Source organism: Chlamydia pneumoniae TW-183, from assembly GCF_000007205.1.
In the GTDB taxonomy this organism is placed as follows: domain Bacteria; phylum Chlamydiota; class Chlamydiia; order Chlamydiales; family Chlamydiaceae; genus Chlamydia; species Chlamydia pneumoniae.
The window spans coordinates 638,373-661,974 of record NC_005043.1 but is presented as its reverse complement, the minus strand read 5'-3'; the positions used below and the strand labels follow the sequence as shown (position 1 = coordinate 661,974).

Here is a 23,602-nt window from a genome sequence, read left to right as displayed (position 1 = left end):
CGGACTTGCCTTTCTCAACTAGATTACGAAGAGCTATTTTCTTCGTGGACTTGTTGGGGAAGATCTACGAGAGGAGGGTTGAGAACCTGCTGTAGCTGCTTGATTCACGACCTGGCCTAAAGTGGAAGCAACTTGACTTGCTGCAGCCCACAATTGTGCCCCCATATTCTGTGTTCCAGTCCCTGAGGGAGGGATCGGGAAGCTTTGAGATCGACCCCCTTGTTGTAATACAATAGACCTTCCTGCAGCATTACGCACTAAGGAGATTGTAGCAACATGCCTGGTCCCAGAGGGAAGAGGCGCTTGGGGTGTTTGTGTCGAAGCTGATGATGTTGTGGTTGTCGCCGAAGTTCCTGTAGATCGAGTCGTCGTAGTTGGTGTCCCTACGCCAGTACTTTGTGTGGAGACACTTCCTGTTCCCGTTCCCGTACTTGTTGTAGATGTGCTTTCTGTCCCGGTTCCTATGCTCGTTGTAGATGTACTGGCCGTTCTCGCTTGAGGGGTGATCGTCGTAGCTACTTGTGGTTGTGGTAGCACAGAGCTGGAACTTACATTTGCTTTTCTCAGGGAAGTCACTATCTTTGCTATAGTAGGTTGAGGTGTAGGTGTTGCTCCTTCACTTTGCCCCGTAGATTGTGTATTCCTTTGGATAATATTACGGATATGACCGCCGCCCTCAGTGACTCCTCCGGTTGCTTGACCGGATGGATCTGTATCGCCAGTAGTTTTAGGAAGAATCACAGTAGGGAAGTTCACTCCGTTTTCACTGTTTTTTACTACCTGGCCTAAATCCTGATTGAGATCTGAGACTGAATTACCATTCGAATCATAAGCCGTATTCAGATGTTGTCGGACATTCTGTAAGACTTGGTTCAAGGACGCATTCGAAATAGTCAGCAAGCGAGAACTGCTTAGATTTGGCGGAGGACCTGGAGGAGGAGGTGTGTTTGTGCCGGGAATTGCGTTATCATCCTCTCCCTGACCAGGATCGTCAAATTGTATAGTGTCTTCTTCGATCGTACTTTGAGATCCTGTAGATGTTATTGAGACTTTATCATCAGTAGATGTGGATTTCGTAGATGTTATGTTGGTTCCACCACCTTCTTCTGTAGTGACATTCGTTGTAATTCCACCTAAATTGATGCCACCCAGATCAACCTTAATGCCTCCCAAGTTGACATTCACATTAGGAACCACAGTAGCTCCTACTGGAGTGCCAGGACCTGTATGAGACGTCGAGTGAGCCCCTCCACCTGGAGTTTCATTTATAAAGGAGAAGTCTGGAGCTGGGGTCGTTTTCCAGTTAATGCCTTTCAAGCCCCCAACATCATCCCAAATCGGACCTGTTTCTACTTTTGCTCCACGACGCCATGCAGAGGGTGTATATCCACTACTAGATTCTTTAGCATTCCAAGGACCGTAGACTACAGCAGTTTTAAATTTCATGCTGAGCATCAGATGATTGTAATTTCCTGTGGCTCCCGAGCGCTCTTCCATTGTAGGTTTTACGCGTCCCGTCCAATCCGAGTGGATGGTTTCATATCCCACACAGAATTTAGCGATGCACATTTCTAAGTCCGCAGGCTTAGTAATATTTTCTTTGGTTTTTGCATTAGAAACTTTTATAGACTCAGCAGTTGACCAGTCACCATTGCGGACAAAAATGAAACTACTTCTGGCTTCATCTACATAAACAAAGTGGCCTCCTTTGGTCTGCATTTTCTGCTGAACTGCAGGATTTTTCAAGAAGTTCAAAATAGACGCTTTATCGGTAGGATCATAATGTGGAATCGTACTTTCAGGTAAGCCTCCAGGTCCTTCAGGTCCTTCGGCTCCTTCAGCGCGCTCGCTTCCTGATAAGCTATCCAAGTCGCCTAGATCAGGACTACTTTCAGCTCTGCTTGTTTCTCCAGAAGATGCGTTTGAGCTAGTTCTAGATATCGAACTGCCGTCAGAAGAGGAAGAAATCTCCGAATCTCTTCTTTGTGTACGACCTGATAATGAAAATAGCCCCGCAGATTGAGCGGATTGTGCTGTAGCTCCAACACTTCCAGTCTCTGGAGGGAGGGTAGAAAAAGAGTGCTCAGCAGAAAAGCTTACCGCGGATCCATCTTGACTTGCAATTTCTTGCATTTCGTGATCTGCAATTAGAGTTACTGTCTGAGATGTTTGTGCTGCTGCCCCAGATCCTGTTGTTGTAACAGAATGCTCTCCTAATGATCCTACCGTTGTTGTCGTTGTAGTCTGCCCAGTTTGAGTTATCTGAGTCGTTGTCGATGGTTGGTTGATAGGAGCTGCCATAATCTATTTTGAGAAATAAATAATTTTTAATTCTATTAATTATATTTTAAATAATATTAATTATATTTATCTCTGTTTTTGTTTTTAAAAGATCAAAGTAATATTGTTTTAATATTTTAATCATTTTGAATTAAGGAACTTTGATCTAAGGAAAAAGTTTGAATGGCAATAAACCTTCGAGAAGGTTAACGTTTCTTTTAGTGATTTTGATGCCAAAGGGGAACGGAGAATGCAGATTGCTCAAGTATTTGGTTGTGGTAGACTTAATGGTGAGGTAAAAGTTTCAGGAGCAAAAAATGCTGCAACTAAGCTGCTTGTTGCTTCTTTACTTTCTGATCAGAAGTGCACACTGCGGAATGTCCCCGATATAGGAGATGTTTCCTTAACTGTAGAGTTATGCAAGTCGCTAGGAGCACATGTTTCTTGGGATAAGGAAACAGAGGTTTTGGAAATCTATACTCCCGAAATACAATGCACAAGAGTTCCTCCCACATTTTCAAATGTCAATAGGATCCCCATCCTTTTATTAGGAGCGCTGTTAGGGCGTTGCCCTGAAGGTGTCTATGTTCCCACTGTGGGGGGAGATGCTATAGGAGAAAGGACCTTAAACTTTCATTTTGAAGGGTTAAAACAACTTGGTGTGCAGATTTCCTCTGATAGTTCGGGATACTACGCAAAGGCTCCTCGAGGTCTTAAAGGGAATTATATTCATCTACCCTATCCTTCTGTAGGGGCTACAGAAAATCTCATACTCGCAGCAATTCATGCTAAAGGAAGAACGGTTATAAAAAATGTAGCTCTCGAAGCTGAAATCTTAGATTTGGTGCTCTTTTTGCAAAAGGCAGGGGCGGATATCACTACCGATAATGATCGTACGATAGATATTTTTGGCACTGGAGGTCTCGGCTCTGTAGACCACACCATCCTTCCAGATAAGATTGAAGCAGCCTCTTTTGGAATGGCCGCGGTTGTCTCTGGAGGACGTGTTTTCGTCCGAAATGCTAAACAAGAACTTCTGATTCCCTTCCTCAAGATGTTGCGCTCCATAGGCGGAGGATTTTTGGTCTCCGAGTCGGGAATAGAATTTTTTCAAGAACGCCCCTTGGTGGGAGGTGTTGTCTTGGAAACCGATGTTCATCCAGGGTTCCTGACGGACTGGCAACAACCCTTCGCAGTTCTACTATCACAGGCTCAGGGATCTTCAGTAATCCATGAGACTGTCCATGAAAATCGCCTCGGCTACCTTCATGGTCTTCAGCACATGGGAGCTGAGTGTCAGCTTTTTCATCAGTGCTTAAGTACCAAGGCATGTCGTTATGCTATCGGGAATTTTCCTCACAGCGCTGTGATTCATGGGGCGACGCCTTTATGGGCCTCGCATTTAGTCATTCCAGATTTACGAGCAGGATTTGCCTATGTCATGGCAGCACTGATTGCAGAAGGAGGAGGCTCTATTATTGAGAACACTCATCTTCTAGATCGTGGATATACAAATTGGGTAGGCAAGCTCAGAAGCCTCGGAGCTAAAATTCAGATCTTTGATATGGAACAGGAAGAACTTACAACCTCTCCAAAGTCTTTAGCCCTAAGAGATGCATCCCTGTAGCCAAGACTTGTTCAGCTAGAGCACATAGAAACAGTCTAGACTTAGCATAAGGGGAGTCTTGGATATGGCTGTCACGGAAGAACCCATTGAATTTATGGGTGAGATTATAAAGATAATCTGTAAGAAAATGAGGACACAACTCTTTAATTGTGCTCTCTAAAGCTTCGGGGAAGCGTAGCAAAGTTAATGCAAGCAACTCTTCAGCAGGTTCTTGAATCTCCGGAGGTCCCTCTAATGACAGCTGAGAAATTCCTAAACGACGTTTAATTCCTTGGATTCGCACGTAGGCATACAGTAGAAACATGGCGGTGTTTCCTTCGAAGCGGAGCATCTTTTCAAAAGAAAAGACATAGTCGCTAGTGCGATGGGAAGAGAGATCACTGTATTTTATAGCGTTGATTCCAATGACGGGAGCTCTTTCTTGGATTGCCTCATCCGTAAGTTCGGGTCGATGTTCTCGCAATGCTTCTTCAGCTTTTTCAATAGCAGTATCTAGAAGCTCTCGGAGCTTTACGTTTTCTCCAGAGCGGGTTTTAAGTTTCTTCCCTTGAGGATCTAAGACAAGGCCAAAGCCTACATGAGAAAATATTCCGGGTTGTAGATAGCCCGCAGCAATTGCTGTAGCCTCAAGGAGTTGGAAATGTAGAGACTGACCTAAGTCAGTAACAATGATGATCTTATCGGCATGATCTTCCTCTATGCGATAGCGCATCGCAGCAAGATCTGTGGTGGCGTAGTTGTAGCCCCCATCACTTTTTTGAACCATAAAAGGAATCGAAAAGGCTTCATGAAATACACATTTAGCATCGTTGGAAACAGTGAGAAGGCCTTTCTTCTCTAGATCTTCGATAATTTCAGGAAGGAAAGGGTTATAGAAAGATTCTCCGCGTTTTTCAACCACGATGTCCAAAATATCATAGATTTTCTGGAAGGCTTTTTCCGAAGTCTCACAGATCTTCTCCCAAATAGCAATGGCTTGCGGATCCTTAGCCTGTAATGCTACCACATTCTGTTGGGAGCGTTTTTTAAACTCTTCGTCATTAGTAAAGCAGACATAGGCCTTCTTATAAAGACTCGTAAGATCCTCAAGATCACTATAGTCACAGGGATTTTCTTGCAAATAGGTGATCAACATCCCAAATGCAGTTCCCCAATCTCCGATATGATTGAGTCTAAGTACATCATGACCTACATAGGAGAAGATCCTAGCAAGGCTATCCCCAATAATTGTAGAGCGTAAATGCCCAACATGCATGTCTTTAGCAATATTTGGAGAGGAAAAATCAATGATAATTTTTTTAGGTTGGGAAACTTGAAATCCTAATTTTAGAGCGTCCTTGAAATGTTCTAGCTGTTGATTTAGAAATACTGGAGAGAAGGTAAAGTTTATAAATCCTGCTCCAGCAATTTCAATTAAAGAAAAAGGCTCTTGAGGAAGCTCAGCTACTATGGCCTCAGCAATAGCCCTCGGAGCTTTTTTTAAAACACGAGCCAATTTCATCGCATCGTTACATTGATAATGGCCAAAATGTTCTTTTGTAGACGGGGTAATTTCTGGAGCCCAATCTTCTAGATTAGGAAATGCCTTTGCTATTGCCTGAGAACATATCACAGATAAGATAGAAAGTAATGTCGACATAAGTTTAGGGGACGTCTCCTTTGCACCCCGATTCATACCATGCTTTGAGCTCGGCAATTTTGTTCATAGTTTGATTCGTGATGATCTGATAGGTTTCTTTATTTTTGATCTCGGGATTTTGAATAATATCATCAAAATACATGGGAGTACCGAAAACACACGTGATCGTTTTCCAAACATGAGGAATTTTTTGATGACGGTTAAAAGCTTCAAAAGTTCCCCTAATATAGACAGGGATGATCGGAACTCTAGATTTTGCAGCCATCATACCAATACCGACCTTGCCAGGCTGGAGTTGACCGTCAGGGCTTCGAGCCCCCTCTGGATAGATCACTAACTTCTTTCGTTTATTAAAGAGCCGAGAGGCAATTTTAAATGCCGCAGAGTTTCCTTCGTCTTGACGCACGGGAAAACACCCCCATTGCTTCCATAACCAGGGGATATTAAATAAAGAGGCCCGTGCTAGGTGATAAATACACTCATGGACACACATGTGCAATGCTATGGGGTCTAAAAAAGAATTATGGTTTACTGCAATAATAGCAGGACCTTTAATAAAATTTTTTTTCACTCCATAAACTTTTAGCTTATAGAAAAGAGAAAAAGCTACCCACGTGAAAAATTTACAAATGCGGAAAATCATAGCTCGTTTCGAAATAGTAAAGCTAAAATTTTCTCCAGAACTTGTCTTATTGTCAAATCCGAAGAGTCAATTACAATTCCATTTTCAGGGATGACTAGGGGATCGTGAGCGCGTTGTGCATCTGCAGCATCACGTTTGACAAGCTCTGCTTGCAATTGCTCAGGAGAAAGAGTCCCTTCAGGAAGGTCTTTTAAACGCCGTTGCGCACGAACTTCAGGACTTGAAGTTAGAAAAATTTTTAAATCTGCGTTGGGAAAGACTTTGGATCCCATATCCCTTCCTTCAAATACACAGTTGCCAAGCTGAGCATAGCGTCGTTGCAAATCTTGCATGAATGCACGAACTTCTGGAAGTTGAGAGAGCTCCGATGCTGCGTTCGCAACTTCTTGAGTTGTTAATTCAGAGGTAAGAAGATGACCATTAAAAAACGACTCTAAAGGTTGGCCTGTAGCAAAGGTAAAAGAAAAAGGAGGCTCTTCTAAAAATTTAGTTAAAGGAAGCGTCGCCCAGGGAGATTGTAAACGAGCATAGGCTAAAGTGCGATACATCTTCCCTGTATTACAGTAATTGAAATGAAGATGGTCGGCTAAAGCTTTCGCTGTTGTGCTTTTTCCTGTTCCTGAAGGCCCATCAATAGTGATAATCATCCAATAAACTCTTTAGATTGGGTTATGAGCAAAAATAAGTAAGCAATCGGCGTGGACAGGAGCAGTGAGTCTAAGGTATCCAGCATACCACCCACAGCCTTGAGCTTGTTGCTATTTTTCAAATGAGCATCACGCTTAAATATGGATTCAATAATATCTCCAAAAAATCCTGTGATTCCTAAAGCAAGACCTAAAGGAATTAAAATCGCAGGCATCGGGAAGTAACTCGCAAACCTCGTGGGAATCTGTAGAAAGAAAATAAAACTAATGAGCGTGGCTCCCAAACACCCTGCAACAAAACCTACAACAGTTTTGTTAGGGCTAATTTGTGGGGCGATTTTCTTATTCCCAAAGGCTTTACCGAAGAAATAACCGAAGATATCCGCACCTTTAGTTGTGGCAATAAGAAAAGAAGCCCACCAAATTCCAAGATAGGGTTCTTGGGTATGAATAAAGCTATAAAGGACATGTAAGAATAAACGTATCGGAATCCCTACATACAAAATAGAAAAGAGAGTGACTCCTGATAGCTGTAAAGCGCCGATTGTAGATTTTCGAACTCTAAAGATACTCCACACGACCCAAACAATAAGCAAGGTCCAAGGAAGAGCATCGAAGAATCCTGGGAGACTGTGTCCCCAACGAATGGAAAGAAAACTTAATGCTAAAAATAAAAAAGATCCGATCGCACTAAACGTGCTTAATGGATAGTGCATCTTGGCTTTCGCCATTGAGGAGTACTCATAAGTTCCTACAGCGCCACAAGTCGCGGTAATAAACCCTAGAGCAAAAGAAGTTAAGGGAAATAGGGAACTATAGAGAAGAAGAACCAAAAATGTAAGTACTAACGAATGAACAACAACACGCTGAAATAAATCACCGTATGCACCGGTCTTCGATTTAAACTTATTTGAATTAAGCACCTATTTCCCCCCTCGTCTTGATCTTTGCTGGTATACGTTAATCGCTTCAAACAAATCTTGAGGCGTAAAATCTGGCCACAAGGTATCCGTGATATATAGTTCTGTATATGCTATTTGCCACAATAAGAAATTACTGACACGCATTTCACCCCCTGTACGGATAAGTAAGTCGGGGTCCGTAAGTCCTGAAGTATCTAAGTATGAGCTAATCAAAGATTCTGAAAGGTCGTCAGAAGATATTTTTTTATTTAGAATATCAACATGTAATTTTTTAAATGCACGGACTAACTCATCTTTGCCACCGTAGTTGACAGCTAATACGAGCTCTAAACGCGAGAACGATGCCGTCATGCGACTCACATGGTTGATTTTCGTTTGGATGCCTTTAGGGAGCTTGGAAAGGTCTCCTATACAACGTAAGCAGATTTCATTTTCCATTAGATAAGGAAGTTGCTTGTCTAACTGAGTATAGAAAATATTAAATATTTCTTGAATTTCCTCTTTTGGTCTCCCAAAATTTTCTGTTGAAAACGTATAGAGAGTAAGAACTTTAATTCCTAAATCAAGAACCGCATTTAAAATATTTGGAAGGACTTTAGCGCCATAATAATGACCTGACGTGTGTGTGTGGCCGCACTCCTCCCTATGCTTTTTGTACCATCGGCGATTGCCGTCCATAATGATAGCAACATGGTTGGGAAGGCGCTGTAGAGAGGGGAACTTGGATTCAGCGTTGTTGGTAGCTAAAGACAAGTCTACAGGATCATTTATTAGGGCGTAAGTCACAATTCGTTCTCAGGAACAACGTTTCGAACCTATTTTTAAGAAAGGAGAATTCGTTCACTTACCTAAGACAAAAATCACAAAGGATTTTTCCCCAGCCATCCCAGTAGGGAGAGGCTGTATTCTATTCTCTAAGCAGATCGGTGTCTCAAGAAGAAAATTTTTGAGAGTTCTTACTTCAAATGAATACAAGGGCTTCTTAGGCATCCTCCTAATCTAAGTATACTCGGCTTACTCATGACGAGCAAAGGAGTAGAAAATATTAGGTTGCATAGTAGAAGAAACTAGAATATCTTGACAAGTTGACATTCATTTTTTCAAAGTCGAAACAATTTTAGTGTTCTTTTTATTTTTCAATGAAAATTTTGAAACAAACTCTTTTGTTTTTTAATTTTTTGTTTTGTTAATATTAGTGCAATTCTATTCGATTCTAGTTTTTTATTAAAAATAAAAAGAAATTCTAAAAGGATGCTTCGTAGTATGAAATTTCCTCGCATATCCATTTCAGATTTGATTCCCACTCAAATGGTCATTTGGTGGCGCGGAGGAGGCAATGTCCACTACGTCCCCAATGCACAAAACCTGCCGAAGAAAATACTGGGCGGTGTTTTAGCTTGTTTTGGTTTGGCGTTGTTAGGATGTGCTGCCTTCGCTGCTGGGGTATGTCAAACCATTTTCCCGTGCATAGGTCTTATGATTCTGGGATTGGTTCTTTTAGGGTTTGCGTACTTACAATACTCTAAGGGATGGTCACGATTCGAGCGTCCTCTATTTCGAGAAACTAAGGTCTTTGAAAAACCTATAAATTGGTTAGGATGCCTCTCTCTCTTGCAGTCTTGGAAAAAAATACGACCCGGATGCTACTATCATCCAGGCTGTCCCCAAGTAGAGATCTGCGAAGGCTCCCAGGAGATCGTTACTAAGATATTCCAGAAAAAATCCGATAGAAATACCAGTATCTTTCTGATCCAAGAAATGGATCAGATCGCATTAAGACAGGGGATCGAAAAAAGCTCCTTATCACGCAAAACTTTTGCTATAGATCCTTCTGTAGTGTCTTCGTTGCTCTCTGAAATCCAAAGAGAGGAACAGCAATATTTGGATCCTAAAGTCATTTCCTGGAGCTCAGAAGACCAAGCTAGTGACCGCACGCATCCTAAAAGCGCGATTTATGTAAATATTTCTGACGCAGCCCAGGAACCTCAGGGAAGATGTTATATCGATGCCTATACTAAAGCATTTTTTACTGTGTTAGATCAAATCGGCGATCCTAATATAGTGAAAAAACATACGATCTACGTACTCACTCCTATCCTTGGAGTTCCTGATGCACTCCCTAAAGAGGAACAGGAAAACCTAAAACTGCTCTCACAAGCCGCTTTCCTCTACTCTGCAGAGCAGGTGGCAAAACGAATGAGAGAAGAGAAACAAGATTCCATTCGGATAAAGTTTATTTTCACAGATCCCACAAGCCCAACCTCACTGTATTTTTCCCCTCATCACTCCTCAACCCCGCATAGTGTAACTCCTATTTCGCTTTCTGGTTTTGTTGGCGAACAAGAGAGCTATACTTTTGCCTAGTTTTTATTGAATTTGACCCTTTTGAGATAGAGATTTTAGGAAAATTAAAAATAGTATTTTGTAAAAGATACAGAATAAAGAGCTCTCTTTGAAGGTGGAGGGCTCCTCTTCGTTTGACGATTTTTTTTTCAACTGGTATTTTGGTTTTAATATTTCCTAATAAAAAGTAGAGCGGTGCAATGAAACAGAAGGTTAAGCGAAACTTCGCTATCATTATTTGCGTGTTTGCTTTGGCTTTGTATTACGTTTTGCCTACATGTTTATATTACGCCAAACCTCTGGATAAGAAAATAGATGGAAACGAAGCCGAACATATAATCAAATCTTTTACCAAGCAGGCCCAGCAAGTTCGTAAGGATGTCATTCCTCGCGTCTCAGCGATCCTTTCGTCCCTACATTTACGTGGGCACATACAACAACATCCTGCGATTCCAGATATTGTCAGTGTGCGTTTTAAAAGAGGTGAAGATGCAGAGGACTTTATCGGGAACCTCGTTCATGGAGAGCCTAACGTTCCCATAAAGTCTGCAAGACTCCATGTGGTTGGCTATAGTCGAGAACACGACGACCATGTAATACAAGTAGCAAGCTCTATAAATACTTCCTTAGTAGAAAGTGATTTTTCTTTTGTTTCCTATTCTTCCGAAAATGAACAGGAGATGGCCTCAAGTATTTTGCAACGAGTCTATTCTGCATGTACTTTTCCGAAACAAAAAGACTGTTCTTGTAGTTACCCCTCTATCTGGGAAACGGCACCTAAAGAACAATTGTTACAGTATGCCAAGAACCTTTCTTCAGGATTTGAGGTTTTTTCTTCGCGACTTTCAGCGTTTTGCCAACAGTCCTTTTCTTCCAACCAAGATAGACTTGCGTTTTTATCACGCCTGTCTTCGTTGTCAAACGACGCAGCAATCGATGTTGAAGATCAAAAGCTACTCAAGAGTGTATATGAAACTCTTTCTCAAACTGCATGCATTCGTAGTTTAGATTGCCCTTATATTGAAGGGCTTCGATTAGATTGTAGTGAGTCCTCATTATTTTTTAGTTCCATAGAGTATTGCCCTAAGGAACGTAAAATTTTCCTGACACTACATTCTGATTTGTTAGCACAGCGTACGTCTTTGTCTAAAGAACAACGCTTAGATTTTGACAGTCGTTTGGCTGTTGAAAAACAAAAGCTCTCTAAGAACTTAACTGTTCAAGTAGAAGATTATAACAACGGATTTTCCTTCCAATGGATGGATAAAGATACTCAGGGAAAGATTATTCTCCAGGGAGAGCGTTTGCTCCAAGGAATCGCAGAACATCTCACGGCATTAACTTTGCATAGGCCTGCAGCTGAATCTTGTGACCTGATTCCAGAAAATTTTCCTGTTTTCTGTCGTCAACCTAGAGAAAGCGAAGCTTTTGGCTGTTACATCTTTTCTCCCAATACAGATTGCAAACACTTTTCTAAAGGCTCCGTTTACATCTTATTGAAAGGACTCCGTTCTATCGTCGCGAAATATCAACAGGGAGGGGGTAAAGAACTCCAAAGTTTCGAAAAAGATCTACAAAATCTCTATAACTGTTTTTCTCATACAGAAGCGATTTCCTGGACTCTAGGAGAAGATCAAGTCTTAGAAATCCGGCACCCCTTGCAGCAATTTCTAGATGTATGGGGTGAGGGATTTGTCATAGGGAAAGAGGGCTGTGCCTTTTTAGAAGTTAAAGACATTCAAGATCGCCTTGCAACTGTAAACCAAATCGAGAAGAATCGTCAAAGCGATTTAGTGCGTTGGCATGAGCAATACCGACACGCAAAGTGTTCTATGGATCTTCAGGAACGTTTGAGTGCTCCGATTCCTTATCAAAATCTTTTCTTAGAAAATATGAAACTCAACATGAGAAAATTTTCTCGTGGGGAGAACATACTACGTCTTGGTATTGATTTTGTTGGTGGGCGTCAGCTGCTACTCTCTTTTAAAGATCATCAGGGAAAGCAGCTCACCGATAAGGAAGATATTCTTAAAGTTTCGGATGAGCTCTGTGCTCGATTAAATAAACTTGGAGTATCTGAAATCGAACTTCGCCGTGAGGGAGATTACATTCATCTCAGTGTGCCAGGATCTTCTACGATCTCCTCATCTGAGATCTTGGGGACCTCAAAAATGAGTTTCCATGTGGTGAATGAGAGGTTCTCTTCTTACAGCGCTTCCCGCTACGAAGTGCAAAGATTTTTAGACTATCTTTGGTTTACCTCTCAAGCTCAAGGAAAGACATCTCCCGAAGAAATCAATACCTTCGCTAGCGCCTTATTTAATGAGGAAGTCGATGTGCCTCCAAGTGTCCATGAGGCCATTACTAAGCTTAAAAGTGAGGGGTTGGCGTTCTCTCCTTCAGGATGCGAAACGCCTTCGACAGATTTAGATACGACGTTTTCTATGATTGCTATTGGAAAAGATGCAGAACAAAAAGCAAATCCTTTAGTCATTGTTTTTAGAAATTATGCGTTAGATGGAGCTTCCCTAAAAGACATTCGTCCAGAATTTGCTGCAGGGGAAGGTTATGTTTTAAATTTTTCAGTCAAAGATACAAGCCCTAAGAAAATGGCAGAGAAACTTTCTCCTACAGAGAGTTTCCACACATGGACTTCCGCATATTGTCAGGAGGGGATCAGCGGCACTGCTAATGGACAATATTCTGCAAACCGTGGATGGCGTATGGCTGTAGTGATTGACGGTTATATGGTCAGCAGCCCTATTTTAAACGTCCCATTGAAAAATCATGCCAGTGTCTCAGGGAAATTTACCCACCGTGAAGTGAGCAAACTCGCCTCAGATTTAAAATCTGGAGCGATGTCTTTTGTTCCCGAGGTTCTCAGTGAAGAGACGATCTCTTCTGATCTTGGGAAAAAACAATGTACACAAGGCATTATCTCAGCATGCTGTGGCTTGGCAATGCTTATTGTTTTGATGAGCGTATATTATAGATTTGGAGGCGTCATCGCTTCGGGAGCTGTTCTTCTGAATCTTTTGCTTATCTGGGCAGCTCTACAGTATTTGGATGCGCCACTCACCTTGTCAGGACTCGCTGGGATTGTTCTTGCTATGGGGATGGCCGTAGATGCAAATGTTCTTGTATTCGAAAGAATCCGAGAGGAATTTTTATTGTCTCAAAGTCTTAAAAAATCTGTAGAAAAAGGATATACCAAGGCTTTTGGAGCCATTTTTGATTCTAACTTGACTACAGTATTGGCCTCAGCACTTCTTTTCTTCCTAGATACAGGGCCTATTAAAGGGTTTGCTTTGACATTGATTTTAGGAATTTTCTCTTCAATGTTTACGGCTCTTTTCATGACTAAATTTTTCTTCATGCTGTGGATGAATAAGACCCAACATACACAGTTGCATATGATGAATAAGTTCGTGGGGATAAAGCATGATTTCTTGAGAGGATGCAAAAAACTTTGGGCTGTTTCTGGAAGTGTTTTTCTTTTAGGTTGCGTTGCTCTCGGGTTTGGAGCCTGGAATTCCGTTTTGGGAATGGATTTTAAAGGAGGGTATGCCTTTACCTTTAATCCAAAAGAGCATGGCATCAGCGATGTTGCTCAAATGCGTGGCAAAGTTGTGCATAAACTACAGGAAGCTGGTCTTTCTTCTAGAGACTTCCGTATTCAAACATTTGGATCTTCAGAAAAGATCAAAATCTATTTTAGTGATAAAGCTTTAAGCTATACTAAAGCAGATACGAGCCTCTCTCCTAAAATTAACGATCATGAGCTGGCGTTAGCTGTGGGATTGTTGTCAGAAACAGGCCTAGATTTCTCTACGGAAACTCTAAACGAAACGCAAAATTTTTGGTCAAAGGTAAGCAGCAAACTATCGAAGAAAATGCGTTATCAGGCGACCATCGGGCTTTTAGGAGCTTTGGCAATCATCTTGCTCTATGTGAGTTTGCGCTTTGAATGGCAATATGCTTTCAGTGCCGTATGCGCTTTAATTCATGACCTTTTGGCTACCTGTGCAGTCTTGTTTATAGCACATTTCTTTTTGAAGAAAATTCAAATAGATTTGCAAGCCATTGGTGCTTTAATGACTGTATTGGGGTATTCATTAAACAATACTTTGATCATTTTTGATCGTATTCGTGAAGATCGCCAAGCGAACCTGTTTACCCCTATGCATGTTTTAGTTAATGATGCCCTTCAAAAGACGTTCAGCCGCACGGTAATGACAACAGCTACAACTCTATCAGTTTTGTTAATGCTTTTGTTTATAGGCGGCTCCTCTGTCTTTAATTTTGCATTTATTATGACCATAGGGATTCTTCTAGGAACTTTATCGTCTCTTTATATTGCACCACCTCTGTTGTTGTTTATGGTCCGTAAAGAAAATCGCTCAAAATAAGTACCGTTAAACTTAATCTAACGTGTAGCAATATAAAAATCTCCTTTGGGACTTTAGTCCCAAAGGCCCCTGTGGTATTAAATTTATGACAAATTCAGATAATGCTTCTGCAGCAGGATTGCTCTGGGCTCATCCCAAGGAAGATCCTGCGTTTCTTGGAATGATTATCAAAGAATTTCACTTGCCTCCCACAGTGGCTCAGATTTTTATCTCAAGAGGATTCCAAACGATTCAGGAAATCCATAAGTTCTTATACAGCCATCTGTCGAGCCTTTATGATCCTGGACTCTTCCTAGATATGTCAAAGGCTGTAGAACGCCTGCTCCTGGCTAGAGATCGTAAAGAACACGTCATGATTTATGGAGATAGCGATGTCGATGGCATGACAGGCGTCGCTCTCCTGGTCGAATTTTTAAGAGATATTGATGTCCACGTTAGCTACTTCTTTCTTGGTGCGATACTCAAGCAACATGGAGAGACCTCCACACTCATTGCAAAGTTGAAAGAGGAAGGAATTACACTCCTCATCACCGTAGATTGCGGAATTACTGCAGGAAAAGAGGTGAGTGATATTACAAGACAAGGCATTGATGTGATCATTACAGATCACCACATGCCGACAGGAAAAATTCCCCACTGCGTAGCTACATTAAATCCTAAATTACGGGATCATACCTACCCGAATCGAGAACTCACAGGCGTAGGCGTTGCTTTTAAGCTCGCAAGAGGAGTACTGAACGCACTGATATCCAGAAATCTTGTCCCCAAGAGTCAAGGTAGCCTGAAAAAATTACTCGATTTAGTCACATTAGGAACCATCACGGATGTCGGTGTTTTGCTAGGGGAAAACCGTGTTATGGTGCGCTATGGGATTAAAGAAATTGCCAGAGGCGCGCGACCCGGATTGAATAAACTCTGCGCATTATGTGGAGTAGAAAAAAGCGAAGTCACTTCGACAGATATTGTCTTGAAGATCGCACCAAAACTCAATAGCTTGGGACGGTTGGACGACCCTGCAAAAGGTGTTGAACTTTTACTCACCCAAGATGATGAACGTGTAGATGCTCTAATTATGGAGCTAGATAATATAAATAGAGAAAGGCAAAGAATAGAAGCTGAGGTATTTCAAGATGTCCAAGAGATATTAAATAGTAATCCTGAGATTTTAAAGCAGGCTGCTATAGTTCTTTCATCCACGGCATGGCATGCTCGTGTCATCCCTATTATCTCAGCGCGTCTTGCTAAGACTTATAACAAACCTGTGGTAATCATCGCTATCCAACGAGGAATTGGAAAGGGATCAGCAAGAACTATAGGGTCATTTCCTCTACTCGGAGTCTTAAAGAAATGCTCCTCGCTCCTTTTATCTTACGGCGGACACGACTTTGCAGCAGGCGTGATTATGAAGGAAGATAAAGTCGAAGATTTTAAAAAAAAATTCGTTCATCTCGTGAACTCTTCTCTTAAAAAGGGTGACACACTTCCTCATCTCGAAATTGATGCTTATGCGGATTTTGATGCTATAGATTATGATCTCCTAGCTTCTATGGAACTATTCGAGCCTTTTGGGAAGGGGAATCTGATGCCTATCTTCTATTCAAAAGTGCGCCAGGTACGCTATCCAAAAGTATTGCCTGGAAACCATCTCAAACTCTACTTAAGCCAAAAAGAAAGAAATCTTGAGGGTGTCGCCTTCGGTCTGGGAAGACACGCTGATGCATTAAAAGCAAGTTGGCATTACCCTCTTGAGATTGCTTACACACCCCGCTTGTCCCAAACTTCTGGATCGGGAGTCATCCACCTGCTGGTCCGGGATTTCCGTATTTCCTCAGAACCTAGATTTTCAGACTAAAAAAAGACCGCTAACTTTCATTCGATTGGTTCTTTGTTCATTGCAAGTAAAAGATTTACTTCATTATCATAATAAATGAATGTTCTTTTCTAGATGAAGGTCGTCACCTATCTATCTAATGGTTCGAGGTCGATTCTATTAAAATAATTACTTATATTAATATAAATAAACTCGGCTTTTGTTTTTGGTTTATTCAATAATTTCCACTATAATAGTTTGCTCACTACATTCTGCATGAAATTATAAGGTAATAATGTCAATAGCTATTGCAAGGGAACAATACGCAGCTATATTGGATATGCATCCTAAACCTTCGATCGCCATGTTTTCTTCGGAGCAGGCGAGAACTTCTTGGGAGAAACGACAGGCTCATCCTTACCTTTATCGTCTTCTTGAGATCATATGGGGTGTTGTGAAATTTCTTCTCGGCTTAATCTTCTTTATTCCCTTGGGTCTTTTCTGGGTCCTTCAGAAGATATGTCAGAATTTTATTCTTCTTGGTGCAGGAGGGTGGATTTTTAGACCCATATGCAGGGACTCTAATTTATTGCGACAAGCTTACGCCGCGCGTCTTTTCTCCGCTTCATTCCAAGATCATGTCTCCTCTGTGCGAAGGGTTTGCTTACAGTATGACGAGGTCTTTATTGACGGATTGGAGTTACGTCTTCCCAATGCTAAGCCAGATCGATGGATGTTAATCTCCAATGGAAACTCCGATTGCTTAGAGTATAGGACAGTGCTGCAAGGGGAAAAGGACTGGATATTCCGTATTGCTGAAGAGTCTCAATCCAACATTTTAATCTTCAATTACCCAGGAGTCATGAAGAGCCAAGGGAATATAACAAGAAACAATGTAGTCAAATCTTATCAAGCATGCGTACGCTATCTTAGAGATGAACCCGCAGGACCTCAGGCGCGTCAAATCGTTGCTTATGGCTATTCTTTAGGAGCTAGTGTTCAAGCCGAAGCATTAAGTAAAGAGATCGCAGACGGAAGTGATAGCGTCCGTTGGTTTGTCGTTAAAGATCGAGGAGCTCGCTCTACAGGAGCCGTTGCTAAACAGTTTATTGGAAGTCTAGGAGTTTGGCTGGCGAATCTTACCCATTGGAATATTAATTCTGAAAAGAGAAGCAAGGACTTGCATTGCCCAGAACTCTTTATTTATGGCAAGGATTCCCAAGGTAATCTTATCGGGGATGGATTGTTCAAAAAAGAGACGTGCTTCGCAGCACCATTTTTAGATCCTAAAAACTTGGAAGAGTGTTCAGGGAAGAAAATCCCTGTAGCTCAGACCGGTCTAAGACACGATCATATCCTTTCCGATGATGTGATTAAAGAAGTTGCAGGTCATATTCAAAGACATTTCGATAATTAGAAACTCATCTTTTAAACCAAAAATGAGTTTCCTAAGGTTCATCGCAGATTTAAATCAAAAATCGAGAGCTTTATTTTAAAAGAGTAAAGAAATCTTTGTAGTTTCCTTATCCCTGGCTTCTGTAAACTGCTGACCGATAAGGAAAATTAAAAAAAAATACTTCGTTCAGGAAAAGAAAAAGAGTAGATATTTTGTTGGTTCTTGGTATTTTGTCTTGTCTACTTAAGAAAAACGTTATGATTAGAAAAACGTCCCTGGCGATATTCAGGGCGTGTTTTTTTAAGAATACCTATTTTTTATAACGTAAAGAAATATTAATAATTCATAATCCTGCTTACGATTTATTAAGATTTTAATCTGAAAACATAAACTTTGTATTAACAAAAAAGCTTGATTAATAAAGCTTTTTTTAGGAAAATGCTTCTTTAAAAACTTCTAAAAACAAGGAAGAAACTAACTGTTACGGTTGTTTTAATTGTAAATATGTTGAGGGGGAGGGGATGCTAGCTTATGGCGTGCGAACAACATGAGGGATGCTACGAATTAGAAGAAAGAGAAGAAATTGAGGATATCAAAGACTCAGATACAAAGTGGGTTTCGATCACTCAAGCTGCTAAATTACATAACGTCACTAGGCAAGCAATTTATGTGGCAATTAAGCAGAAAAAACTAAAAGCTTCTAAAGAGACGCGCTGGGAAATAGATATTAAAGATTTGGAAGAGTACAAACGTAACCGTTACTCTCGAAAGAAATCTCTTTATCAAGGAGAGCTTGTTTTCGATAACGGTAAAGGATGCTACTCCATAAATCAGGTTGCTCAGATTTTAGGAATACCTGTGCAGAAGGTCTACTATGCAACTCGTACGGGAACCATACGAGGAGAGCGTAAGGGAGCCGCTTGGGTAATTCACGTATCTGAGATTGAAAGATATAAGAATGAGTATCTGAGTAAGCAAGCAGCTAAAAAACTAAAAGGAGCTGAACCGAAAGAACATCAGGCTCCAAATTTCGAACCTCCTACTGAAATTTTTCCTGAATCTAACTAACTCGCTCTCGATTTTTCGATTTTCTACTTACAACATTGTTGATTAACTACTTCTTTCTGATACTTTAAAGGCGATCCCCGATCTAAGGGTGGCGAAATATCCTTTCGTGATTTTTTTGAGAAACTCCTTAATTTTTTATTAAATTAAGGAGTTTCTTTTATTTTTGGATTTATGCATTTCTGCAGAGAGGATTTCCCTTGAAGAAATAGCCGTTTTCAGGGTATGAAGTCTCTCTGGTCTAAGGATAAAAGAATCATGAATTGGGAAAATGTCCGTGTTAGGGTAGCTCCTTCACCTACAGGAGATCCTCATGTAGGTACCGCCTATATGGCTCTGTTTAATGAAATCTTTGCAAAACGATTTAAAGGGAAAATGATCCTCCGTATCGAAGATACGGATAGAACACGTAGTCGCCAAGATTACGAAGAAAATATTTTCTCAGCTCTTCGTTGGTGCGGGATCCAATGGGATGAGGGCCCTGATGTAGGCGGCCCCTATGGCCCCTATCGTCAGTCAGAACGCACGAAAATCTATCAAGGGTATGTTGAGACACTTTTAAAGACAGATTGCGCTTATAAGTGCTTTGCAACCCCTCAAGAACTCGCAGAAATGCGCGCTGTGGCAAGTACCCTCGGTTATCGTGGGGGATACGATCGCAGGTACAGGTACCTCTCTCCCGAAGAGGTAGCCTCACGAGAGGCAGCAGGTCAGCCCTACACCATTCGTCTTAAAGTTCCCTTATCAGGGGAATGTGTTTTCGAAGATTATAGCAAGGGAAGAGTCGTGTTTCCTTGGGCAGATGTCGATGATCAGGTCCTAGTAAAATCTGACGGATTCCCCACGTACCACTTTGCTAATGTAATTGACGACCACCTCATGGGCATCACTCACGTCCTCAGAGGGGAAGAGTGGCTAAGTTCAACTCCTAAGCATCTCCTACTCTACGAAGCTTTTGGCTGGGAGCCTCCCGTCTTTCTCCATATGCCCCTGCTTCTAAACCCCGATGGAACAAAACTTTCAAAAAGAAAGAACCCTACCTCGATTTTTTATTACCGCGACTCAGGTTATGTCAAAGAAGCCTTTGTGAACTTCCTGACTCTCATGGGTTACAGTATGGAAGGGGATGAAGAAGTCTATTCTCTAGAGCGTATTATAGAAACTTTTAATCCTCGACGTATTGGAAAGTCAGGAGCAGTTTTTGATATTCAAAAGCTCGACTGGATGAATAAGCATTACCTCAACCACGAGGGTTCGCCAGAGTGCTTGTTAAAAGAACTCCAGGGTTGGCTACTTAATGACGAATTTTTCTTAAAAATCCTTCCCCTCTGTCAATCTCGGATTACAACTCTTGCGGAGTTTATCAACCTCACCTCATTCTTTTTCTCAGGATTGTTAGAGTACCGTGTTGAGGAACTCCTACCACAGGCCCTTTCTCCAGAGAAAGCAGCTATCCTTCTCTATAGCTATGTCAAATATCTTGAGAAAACCGATCAATGGACGAAAGAGACGTGTTACCTCGGATCTAAATGGTTAGCTCAAGCATTCAATGTCCACCATAAAAAAGCCATCATCCCACTGCTTTATGTGGCAATTACTGGGAAAAAGCAGGGGCTCCCTCTCTTTGACTCTATAGAGATTTTAGGGAAACCTCGAGCGAGAGCACGTCTTGTGTATGCAGAAAAGCTTTTAGGAGGCGTTCCTAAGAAGCTCGCTGCAACTGTGGATAAGTTCATGCAACGAGAAGACTTCGAAGAGGCTACTTTCGATCTCTAAATATCGGTCGCATGAATGTGCGTGGCTGCTAGCTAAGCGAAACAGCCACCGCGGTTTCTATTCATAACCACACTTCCTGTTTGAGTCGTTGCGAAGACAATCTACAACGCAGCTCTATCCCAGAGTAGTCCTGCGTTCCTCTCTCTTGATCGTGATTTGTGAGGCTATAAGTTCGTATTATAACACGTGTTAAAGACAGATCTTGCTAAAAAGAATTCTAAGGAATGCGCTTTATTGACGAGGGGCGTTCTTCCTTGAGCAAGAATATAACTACGTGGAGGAGGCGTGTGCGTGCAGCTTACAGAAAATAGAGATGTCAGGAAAATAATGTTACAAAAGTAAAATAATTTCATTTCCCCCTCGTTTTTATTTTTTAATGTTACGAAATTATTTTGTTATAATTCAATGATTTGATTGTGCGGATTAACAATCATTCTACTTCAACTCGTTGATTGTGAATCTTATGTGTTTTTAATATAGAAAATAAGTGAAAAAGTCTCGTGAAATAAACCATTAGTTATTAAACAAATTATTCTTTTTATTCTTCAGTTTCCTCAAATTCCTGGTGACGCTTCCTTTTGAAAATTATAGGTTTATCTTTTAGTAAATAGTGTTTTCTAAAAAGAGTTTTAATACCAAAAAGATTTATCTAGAAAAAATAATTGATAAAATTTTTATTTTCATTTGTAATATTGTTCATGGGAACGTGCTTTATTAATTATTAAAAGTTTTGTTGAATTTTCAGTAATAAATAAGACACGTAAGTTTTCTAATTAGAAAGGAGTTAAAAACTTATGAAGAAAGCTGTTTTAATTGCTGCAATGTTTTGTGGAGTAGTTAGCTTAAGTAGCTGCTGCCGCATTGTAGATTGTTGTTTTGAGGATCCTTGCGCACCCTCTTCTTGCAATCCTTGTGAAGTAATAAGAAAAAAAGAAAGATCTTGCGGCGGTAATGCTTGTGGGTCCTACGTTCCTTCTTGTTCTAATCCATGTGGTTCAACAGAGTGTAACTCTCAAAGCCCACAAGTTAAAGGTTGTACATCACCTGATGGCAGATGCAAACAGTAAGGAGAGTTCTCTTAACTGTTTACTTAAATTGATCAGGTAGTTAGGAGATGAATTAATTCCTGACTACCTTAATTCAGATAATAAACCCAAATGTTGAGGGTAAGAGTTTACAAAACATTCTACCCGATGGCAGAAGAAAAAAATAAACATGCGATAGGAGATCCCTATGTCCAAACTCATCAGACGAGTAGTTACGGTCCTTGCGCTAACGAGTATGGCGAGTTGCTTTGCCAGCGGGGGTATAGAGGCCGCTGTAGCAGAGTCTCTGATTACTAAGATCGTCGCTAGTGCGGAAACAAAGCCAGCACCTGTTCCTATGACAGCGAAGAAGGTTAGACTTGTCCGTAGAAATAAACAACCAGTTGAACAAAAAAGCCGTGGTGCTTTTTGTGATAAAGAATTTTATCCCTGTGAAGAGGGACGATGTCAACCTGTAGAGGCTCAGCAAGAGTCTTGCTACGGAAGATTGTATTCTGTAAAAGTAAACGATGATTGCAACGTAGAAATTTGCCAGTCCGTTCCAGAATACGCTACTGTAGGATCTCCTTACCCTATTGAAATCCTTGCTATAGGCAAAAAAGATTGTGTTGATGTTGTGATTACACAACAGCTACCTTGCGAAGCTGAATTCGTAAGCAGTGATCCAGAAACAACTCCTACAAGTGATGGGAAATTAGTCTGGAAAATCGATCGCCTGGGTGCAGGAGATAAATGCAAAATTACTGTATGGGTAAAACCTCTTAAAGAAGGTTGCTGCTTCACAGCTGCTACTGTATGTGCTTGCCCAGAGCTCCGTTCTTATACTAAATGCGGTCAACCAGCCATTTGTATTAAGCAAGAAGGACCTGACTGTGCTTGCCTAAGATGCCCTGTATGCTACAAAATCGAAGTAGTGAACACAGGATCTGCTATTGCCCGTAACGTAACTGTAGATAATCCTGTTCCCGATGGCTATTCTCATGCATCTGGTCAAAGAGTTCTCTCTTTTAACTTAGGAGACATGAGACCTGGCGATAAAAAGGTATTTACAGTTGAGTTCTGCCCTCAAAGAAGAGGTCAAATCACTAACGTTGCTACTGTAACTTACTGCGGTGGACACAAATGTTCTGCAAATGTAACTACAGTTGTTAATGAGCCTTGTGTACAAGTAAATATCTCTGGTGCTGATTGGTCTTACGTATGTAAACCTGTGGAGTACTCTATCTCAGTATCGAATCCTGGAGACTTGGTTCTTCATGATGTCGTGATCCAAGATACACTCCCTTCTGGTGTTACAGTACTCGAAGCTCCTGGTGGAGAGATCTGCTGTAATAAAGTTGTTTGGCGTATTAAAGAAATGTGCCCAGGAGAAACCCTCCAGTTTAAACTTGTAGTGAAAGCTCAAGTTCCTGGAAGATTCATAAATCAAGTTGCAGTAACTAGTGAGTCTAACTGCGGAACATGTACATCTTGCGCAGAAACAACAACACATTGGAAAGGTCTTGCAGCTACCCATATGTGCGTATTAGACACAAATGATCCTATCTGTGTAGGAGAAAATACTGTCTATCGTATCTGTGTAACTAACCGTGGTTCTGCTGAAGATACTAACGTATCTTTAATCTTGAAGTTCTCAAAAGAACTTCAGCCAATAGCTTCTTCAGGTCCAACTAAAGGAACGATTTCAGGTAATACCGTTGTTTTCGACGCTTTACCTAAACTCGGTTCTAAGGAATCTGTAGAGTTTTCTGTTACCTTGAAAGGTATTGCTCCCGGAGATGCTCGCGGCGAAGCTATTCTTTCTTCTGATACACTGACTTCACCAGTATCAGACACAGAAAATACCCACGTGTATTAAATTCTAAGGAATTATCCTAAAGCAGAGCGATATTCCGCTCTGCTTTAGGATAGCTTTCAAAGAAGTACCGCTTTAGTACCTTACGTACTAAAGCGGTTTTTTTGTTTTATAAGCTCTTCAATCCAATCGTAGAGTTTCTT

General features: G+C 41.1%; 16 protein-coding genes. 9 read left to right on the top strand and 7 right to left on the bottom strand.

Annotated features, from left to right (window positions below; genetic code table 11):
* Nucleotides 1-33: 33 nt before the first annotated feature.
* On the bottom strand, nt 34-2,301 hold the full coding sequence (gene tarP, locus CPB_RS02905) for a type III secretion system actin-recruiting effector Tarp (RefSeq protein WP_010883210.1): 2,268 nt from the start codon (nt 2,299-2,301) through the stop codon (nt 34-36).
* Nucleotides 2,302-2,530: 229 nt separating this feature from the next.
* Here tarP and murA point away from each other — a divergent pair, with 229 nt between their 5' ends.
* Complete coding sequence (gene murA / locus CPB_RS02900) at nt 2,531-3,907, top strand: UDP-N-acetylglucosamine 1-carboxyvinyltransferase (RefSeq protein ID WP_010883209.1); 1,377 nt, start codon at nt 2,531-2,533, stop codon at nt 3,905-3,907.
* On the opposite strand, the gene argS is transcribed toward murA, so the two are convergent.
* Genes argS through CPB_RS02875 form a run of 5 tightly spaced genes read right to left on the bottom strand, consistent with a single transcriptional unit; the run spans nt 3,861 to nt 8,512 of the window.
* Nucleotides 3,861-5,546 (bottom strand): arginine--tRNA ligase, encoded by a 1,686-nt coding sequence (gene argS / locus CPB_RS02895; RefSeq protein ID WP_010883208.1) that lies wholly within the window; start codon nt 5,544-5,546, stop codon nt 3,861-3,863. The two genes, murA and argS, sit on opposite strands and share 47 nt — an antisense overlap.
* Nucleotides 5,547-5,550: 4 nt before the next feature.
* A complete protein-coding gene (locus CPB_RS02890; protein ID WP_010883207.1) occupies nt 5,551-6,189 on the bottom strand; it encodes a lysophospholipid acyltransferase family protein in 639 nt (212 codons plus the stop codon).
* Entirely contained in the window at nt 6,186-6,836 is a 651-nt protein-coding gene (gene cmk / locus CPB_RS02885) for a (d)CMP kinase (RefSeq protein ID WP_010883206.1), read from the bottom strand. Before cmk ends, CPB_RS02890 begins: the two co-directional genes overlap by 4 nt.
* Complete coding sequence (locus CPB_RS02880; RefSeq protein WP_010883205.1) at nt 6,833-7,759, bottom strand: phosphatidate cytidylyltransferase; 927 nt, start codon at nt 7,757-7,759, stop codon at nt 6,833-6,835. The genes cmk and CPB_RS02880 overlap by 4 nt, the downstream gene beginning before the upstream one ends.
* Nucleotides 7,760-8,512 (bottom strand): isoprenyl transferase, encoded by a 753-nt coding sequence (locus CPB_RS02875; RefSeq protein WP_010883204.1) that lies wholly within the window; start codon nt 8,510-8,512, stop codon nt 7,760-7,762.
* Between the two features lie 510 nt (nt 8,513-9,022).
* Here CPB_RS02875 and CPB_RS02870 point away from each other — a divergent pair.
* The 6 genes from CPB_RS02870 to gltX all read left to right on the top strand — a co-directional run bounded on the left by CPB_RS02870 (nt 9,023) and on the right by gltX (nt 20,558).
* A complete protein-coding gene (locus CPB_RS02870; RefSeq protein ID WP_010883203.1) occupies nt 9,023-10,123 on the top strand; it encodes a phage holin family protein in 1,101 nt (366 codons plus the stop codon).
* Nucleotides 10,124-10,302: 179 nt separating this feature from the next.
* Nucleotides 10,303-14,511, top strand: a complete 4,209-nt coding sequence (locus CPB_RS02865) for a protein translocase subunit SecDF (protein ID WP_010883202.1) — start codon at nt 10,303-10,305, stop codon at nt 14,509-14,511.
* Nucleotides 14,512-14,596: 85 nt separating this feature from the next.
* Nucleotides 14,597-16,363: a single-stranded-DNA-specific exonuclease RecJ gene (gene recJ / locus CPB_RS02860; protein ID WP_010883201.1), complete on the top strand. Its 1,767-nt coding sequence runs from the start codon at nt 14,597-14,599 to the stop codon at nt 16,361-16,363.
* A gap of 253 nt (nt 16,364-16,616) precedes the next feature.
* The gene (locus tag CPB_RS02855; RefSeq protein WP_010883200.1) at nt 16,617-17,738 is read left to right on the top strand and encodes a CPn0927/CPn0928 family alpha/beta hydrolase fold protein; all 1,122 of its coding nucleotides are present in this window, start codon (nt 16,617-16,619) and stop codon (nt 17,736-17,738) included.
* Between the two features lie 510 nt (nt 17,739-18,248).
* On the top strand, nt 18,249-18,785 hold the full coding sequence (locus CPB_RS02850; protein ID WP_010883199.1) for a helix-turn-helix domain-containing protein: 537 nt from the start codon (nt 18,249-18,251) through the stop codon (nt 18,783-18,785).
* Nucleotides 18,786-19,040: 255 nt separating this feature from the next.
* Nucleotides 19,041-20,558, top strand: a complete 1,518-nt coding sequence (gene gltX / locus CPB_RS02845) for a glutamate--tRNA ligase (protein ID WP_010883198.1) — start codon at nt 19,041-19,043, stop codon at nt 20,556-20,558.
* Nucleotides 20,559-20,722: 164 nt separating this feature from the next.
* On the opposite strand, the gene CPB_RS02840 is transcribed toward gltX, so the two are convergent.
* On the bottom strand, nt 20,723-20,911 hold the full coding sequence (locus tag CPB_RS02840) for a hypothetical protein (RefSeq protein ID WP_010883197.1): 189 nt from the start codon (nt 20,909-20,911) through the stop codon (nt 20,723-20,725).
* Nucleotides 20,912-21,352: 441 nt separating this feature from the next.
* Between CPB_RS02840 and CPB_RS02835 the strand changes: the two genes are divergently transcribed.
* Together CPB_RS02835 and omcB are read left to right on the top strand one after the other, a co-directional pair.
* On the top strand, nt 21,353-21,625 hold the full coding sequence (locus CPB_RS02835) for a small cysteine-rich outer membrane protein (protein WP_010883196.1): 273 nt from the start codon (nt 21,353-21,355) through the stop codon (nt 21,623-21,625).
* Between the two features lie 166 nt (nt 21,626-21,791).
* Nucleotides 21,792-23,462, top strand: coding sequence for an outer membrane complex protein OmcB (gene omcB / locus CPB_RS02830; protein WP_011126183.1), 1,671 nt, complete (start codon nt 21,792-21,794; stop codon nt 23,460-23,462).
* Nucleotides 23,463-23,602 lie beyond the last annotated feature (140 nt).

Coding starts and splice junctions, on each gene's coding strand:
- tarP (WP_010883210.1), bottom strand. CDS start 2,301: ATGGCAGCTCCTATCAACCAACCATCGACAACGACTCAGATAACTCAA.
- murA (WP_010883209.1), top strand. CDS start 2,531: ATGCAGATTGCTCAAGTATTTGGTTGTGGTAGACTTAATGGTGAGGTA.
- argS (WP_010883208.1), bottom strand. CDS start 5,546: ATGTCGACATTACTTTCTATCTTATCTGTGATATGTTCTCAGGCAATA.
- CPB_RS02890 (WP_010883207.1), bottom strand. CDS start 6,189: ATGATTTTCCGCATTTGTAAATTTTTCACGTGGGTAGCTTTTTCTCTT.
- cmk (WP_010883206.1), bottom strand. CDS start 6,836: ATGATTATCACTATTGATGGGCCTTCAGGAACAGGAAAAAGCACAACA.
- CPB_RS02870 (WP_010883203.1), top strand. CDS start 9,023: ATGAAATTTCCTCGCATATCCATTTCAGATTTGATTCCCACTCAAATG.
- CPB_RS02865 (WP_010883202.1), top strand. CDS start 10,303: ATGAAACAGAAGGTTAAGCGAAACTTCGCTATCATTATTTGCGTGTTT.
- recJ (WP_010883201.1), top strand. CDS start 14,597: ATGACAAATTCAGATAATGCTTCTGCAGCAGGATTGCTCTGGGCTCAT.
- CPB_RS02855 (WP_010883200.1), top strand. CDS start 16,617: ATGTCAATAGCTATTGCAAGGGAACAATACGCAGCTATATTGGATATG.
- CPB_RS02850 (WP_010883199.1), top strand. CDS start 18,249: ATGGCGTGCGAACAACATGAGGGATGCTACGAATTAGAAGAAAGAGAA.
- gltX (WP_010883198.1), top strand. CDS start 19,041: ATGAATTGGGAAAATGTCCGTGTTAGGGTAGCTCCTTCACCTACAGGA.
- CPB_RS02840 (WP_010883197.1), bottom strand. CDS start 20,911: ATGAAATTATTTTACTTTTGTAACATTATTTTCCTGACATCTCTATTT.
- CPB_RS02835 (WP_010883196.1), top strand. CDS start 21,353: ATGAAGAAAGCTGTTTTAATTGCTGCAATGTTTTGTGGAGTAGTTAGC.
- omcB (WP_011126183.1), top strand. CDS start 21,792: ATGTCCAAACTCATCAGACGAGTAGTTACGGTCCTTGCGCTAACGAGT.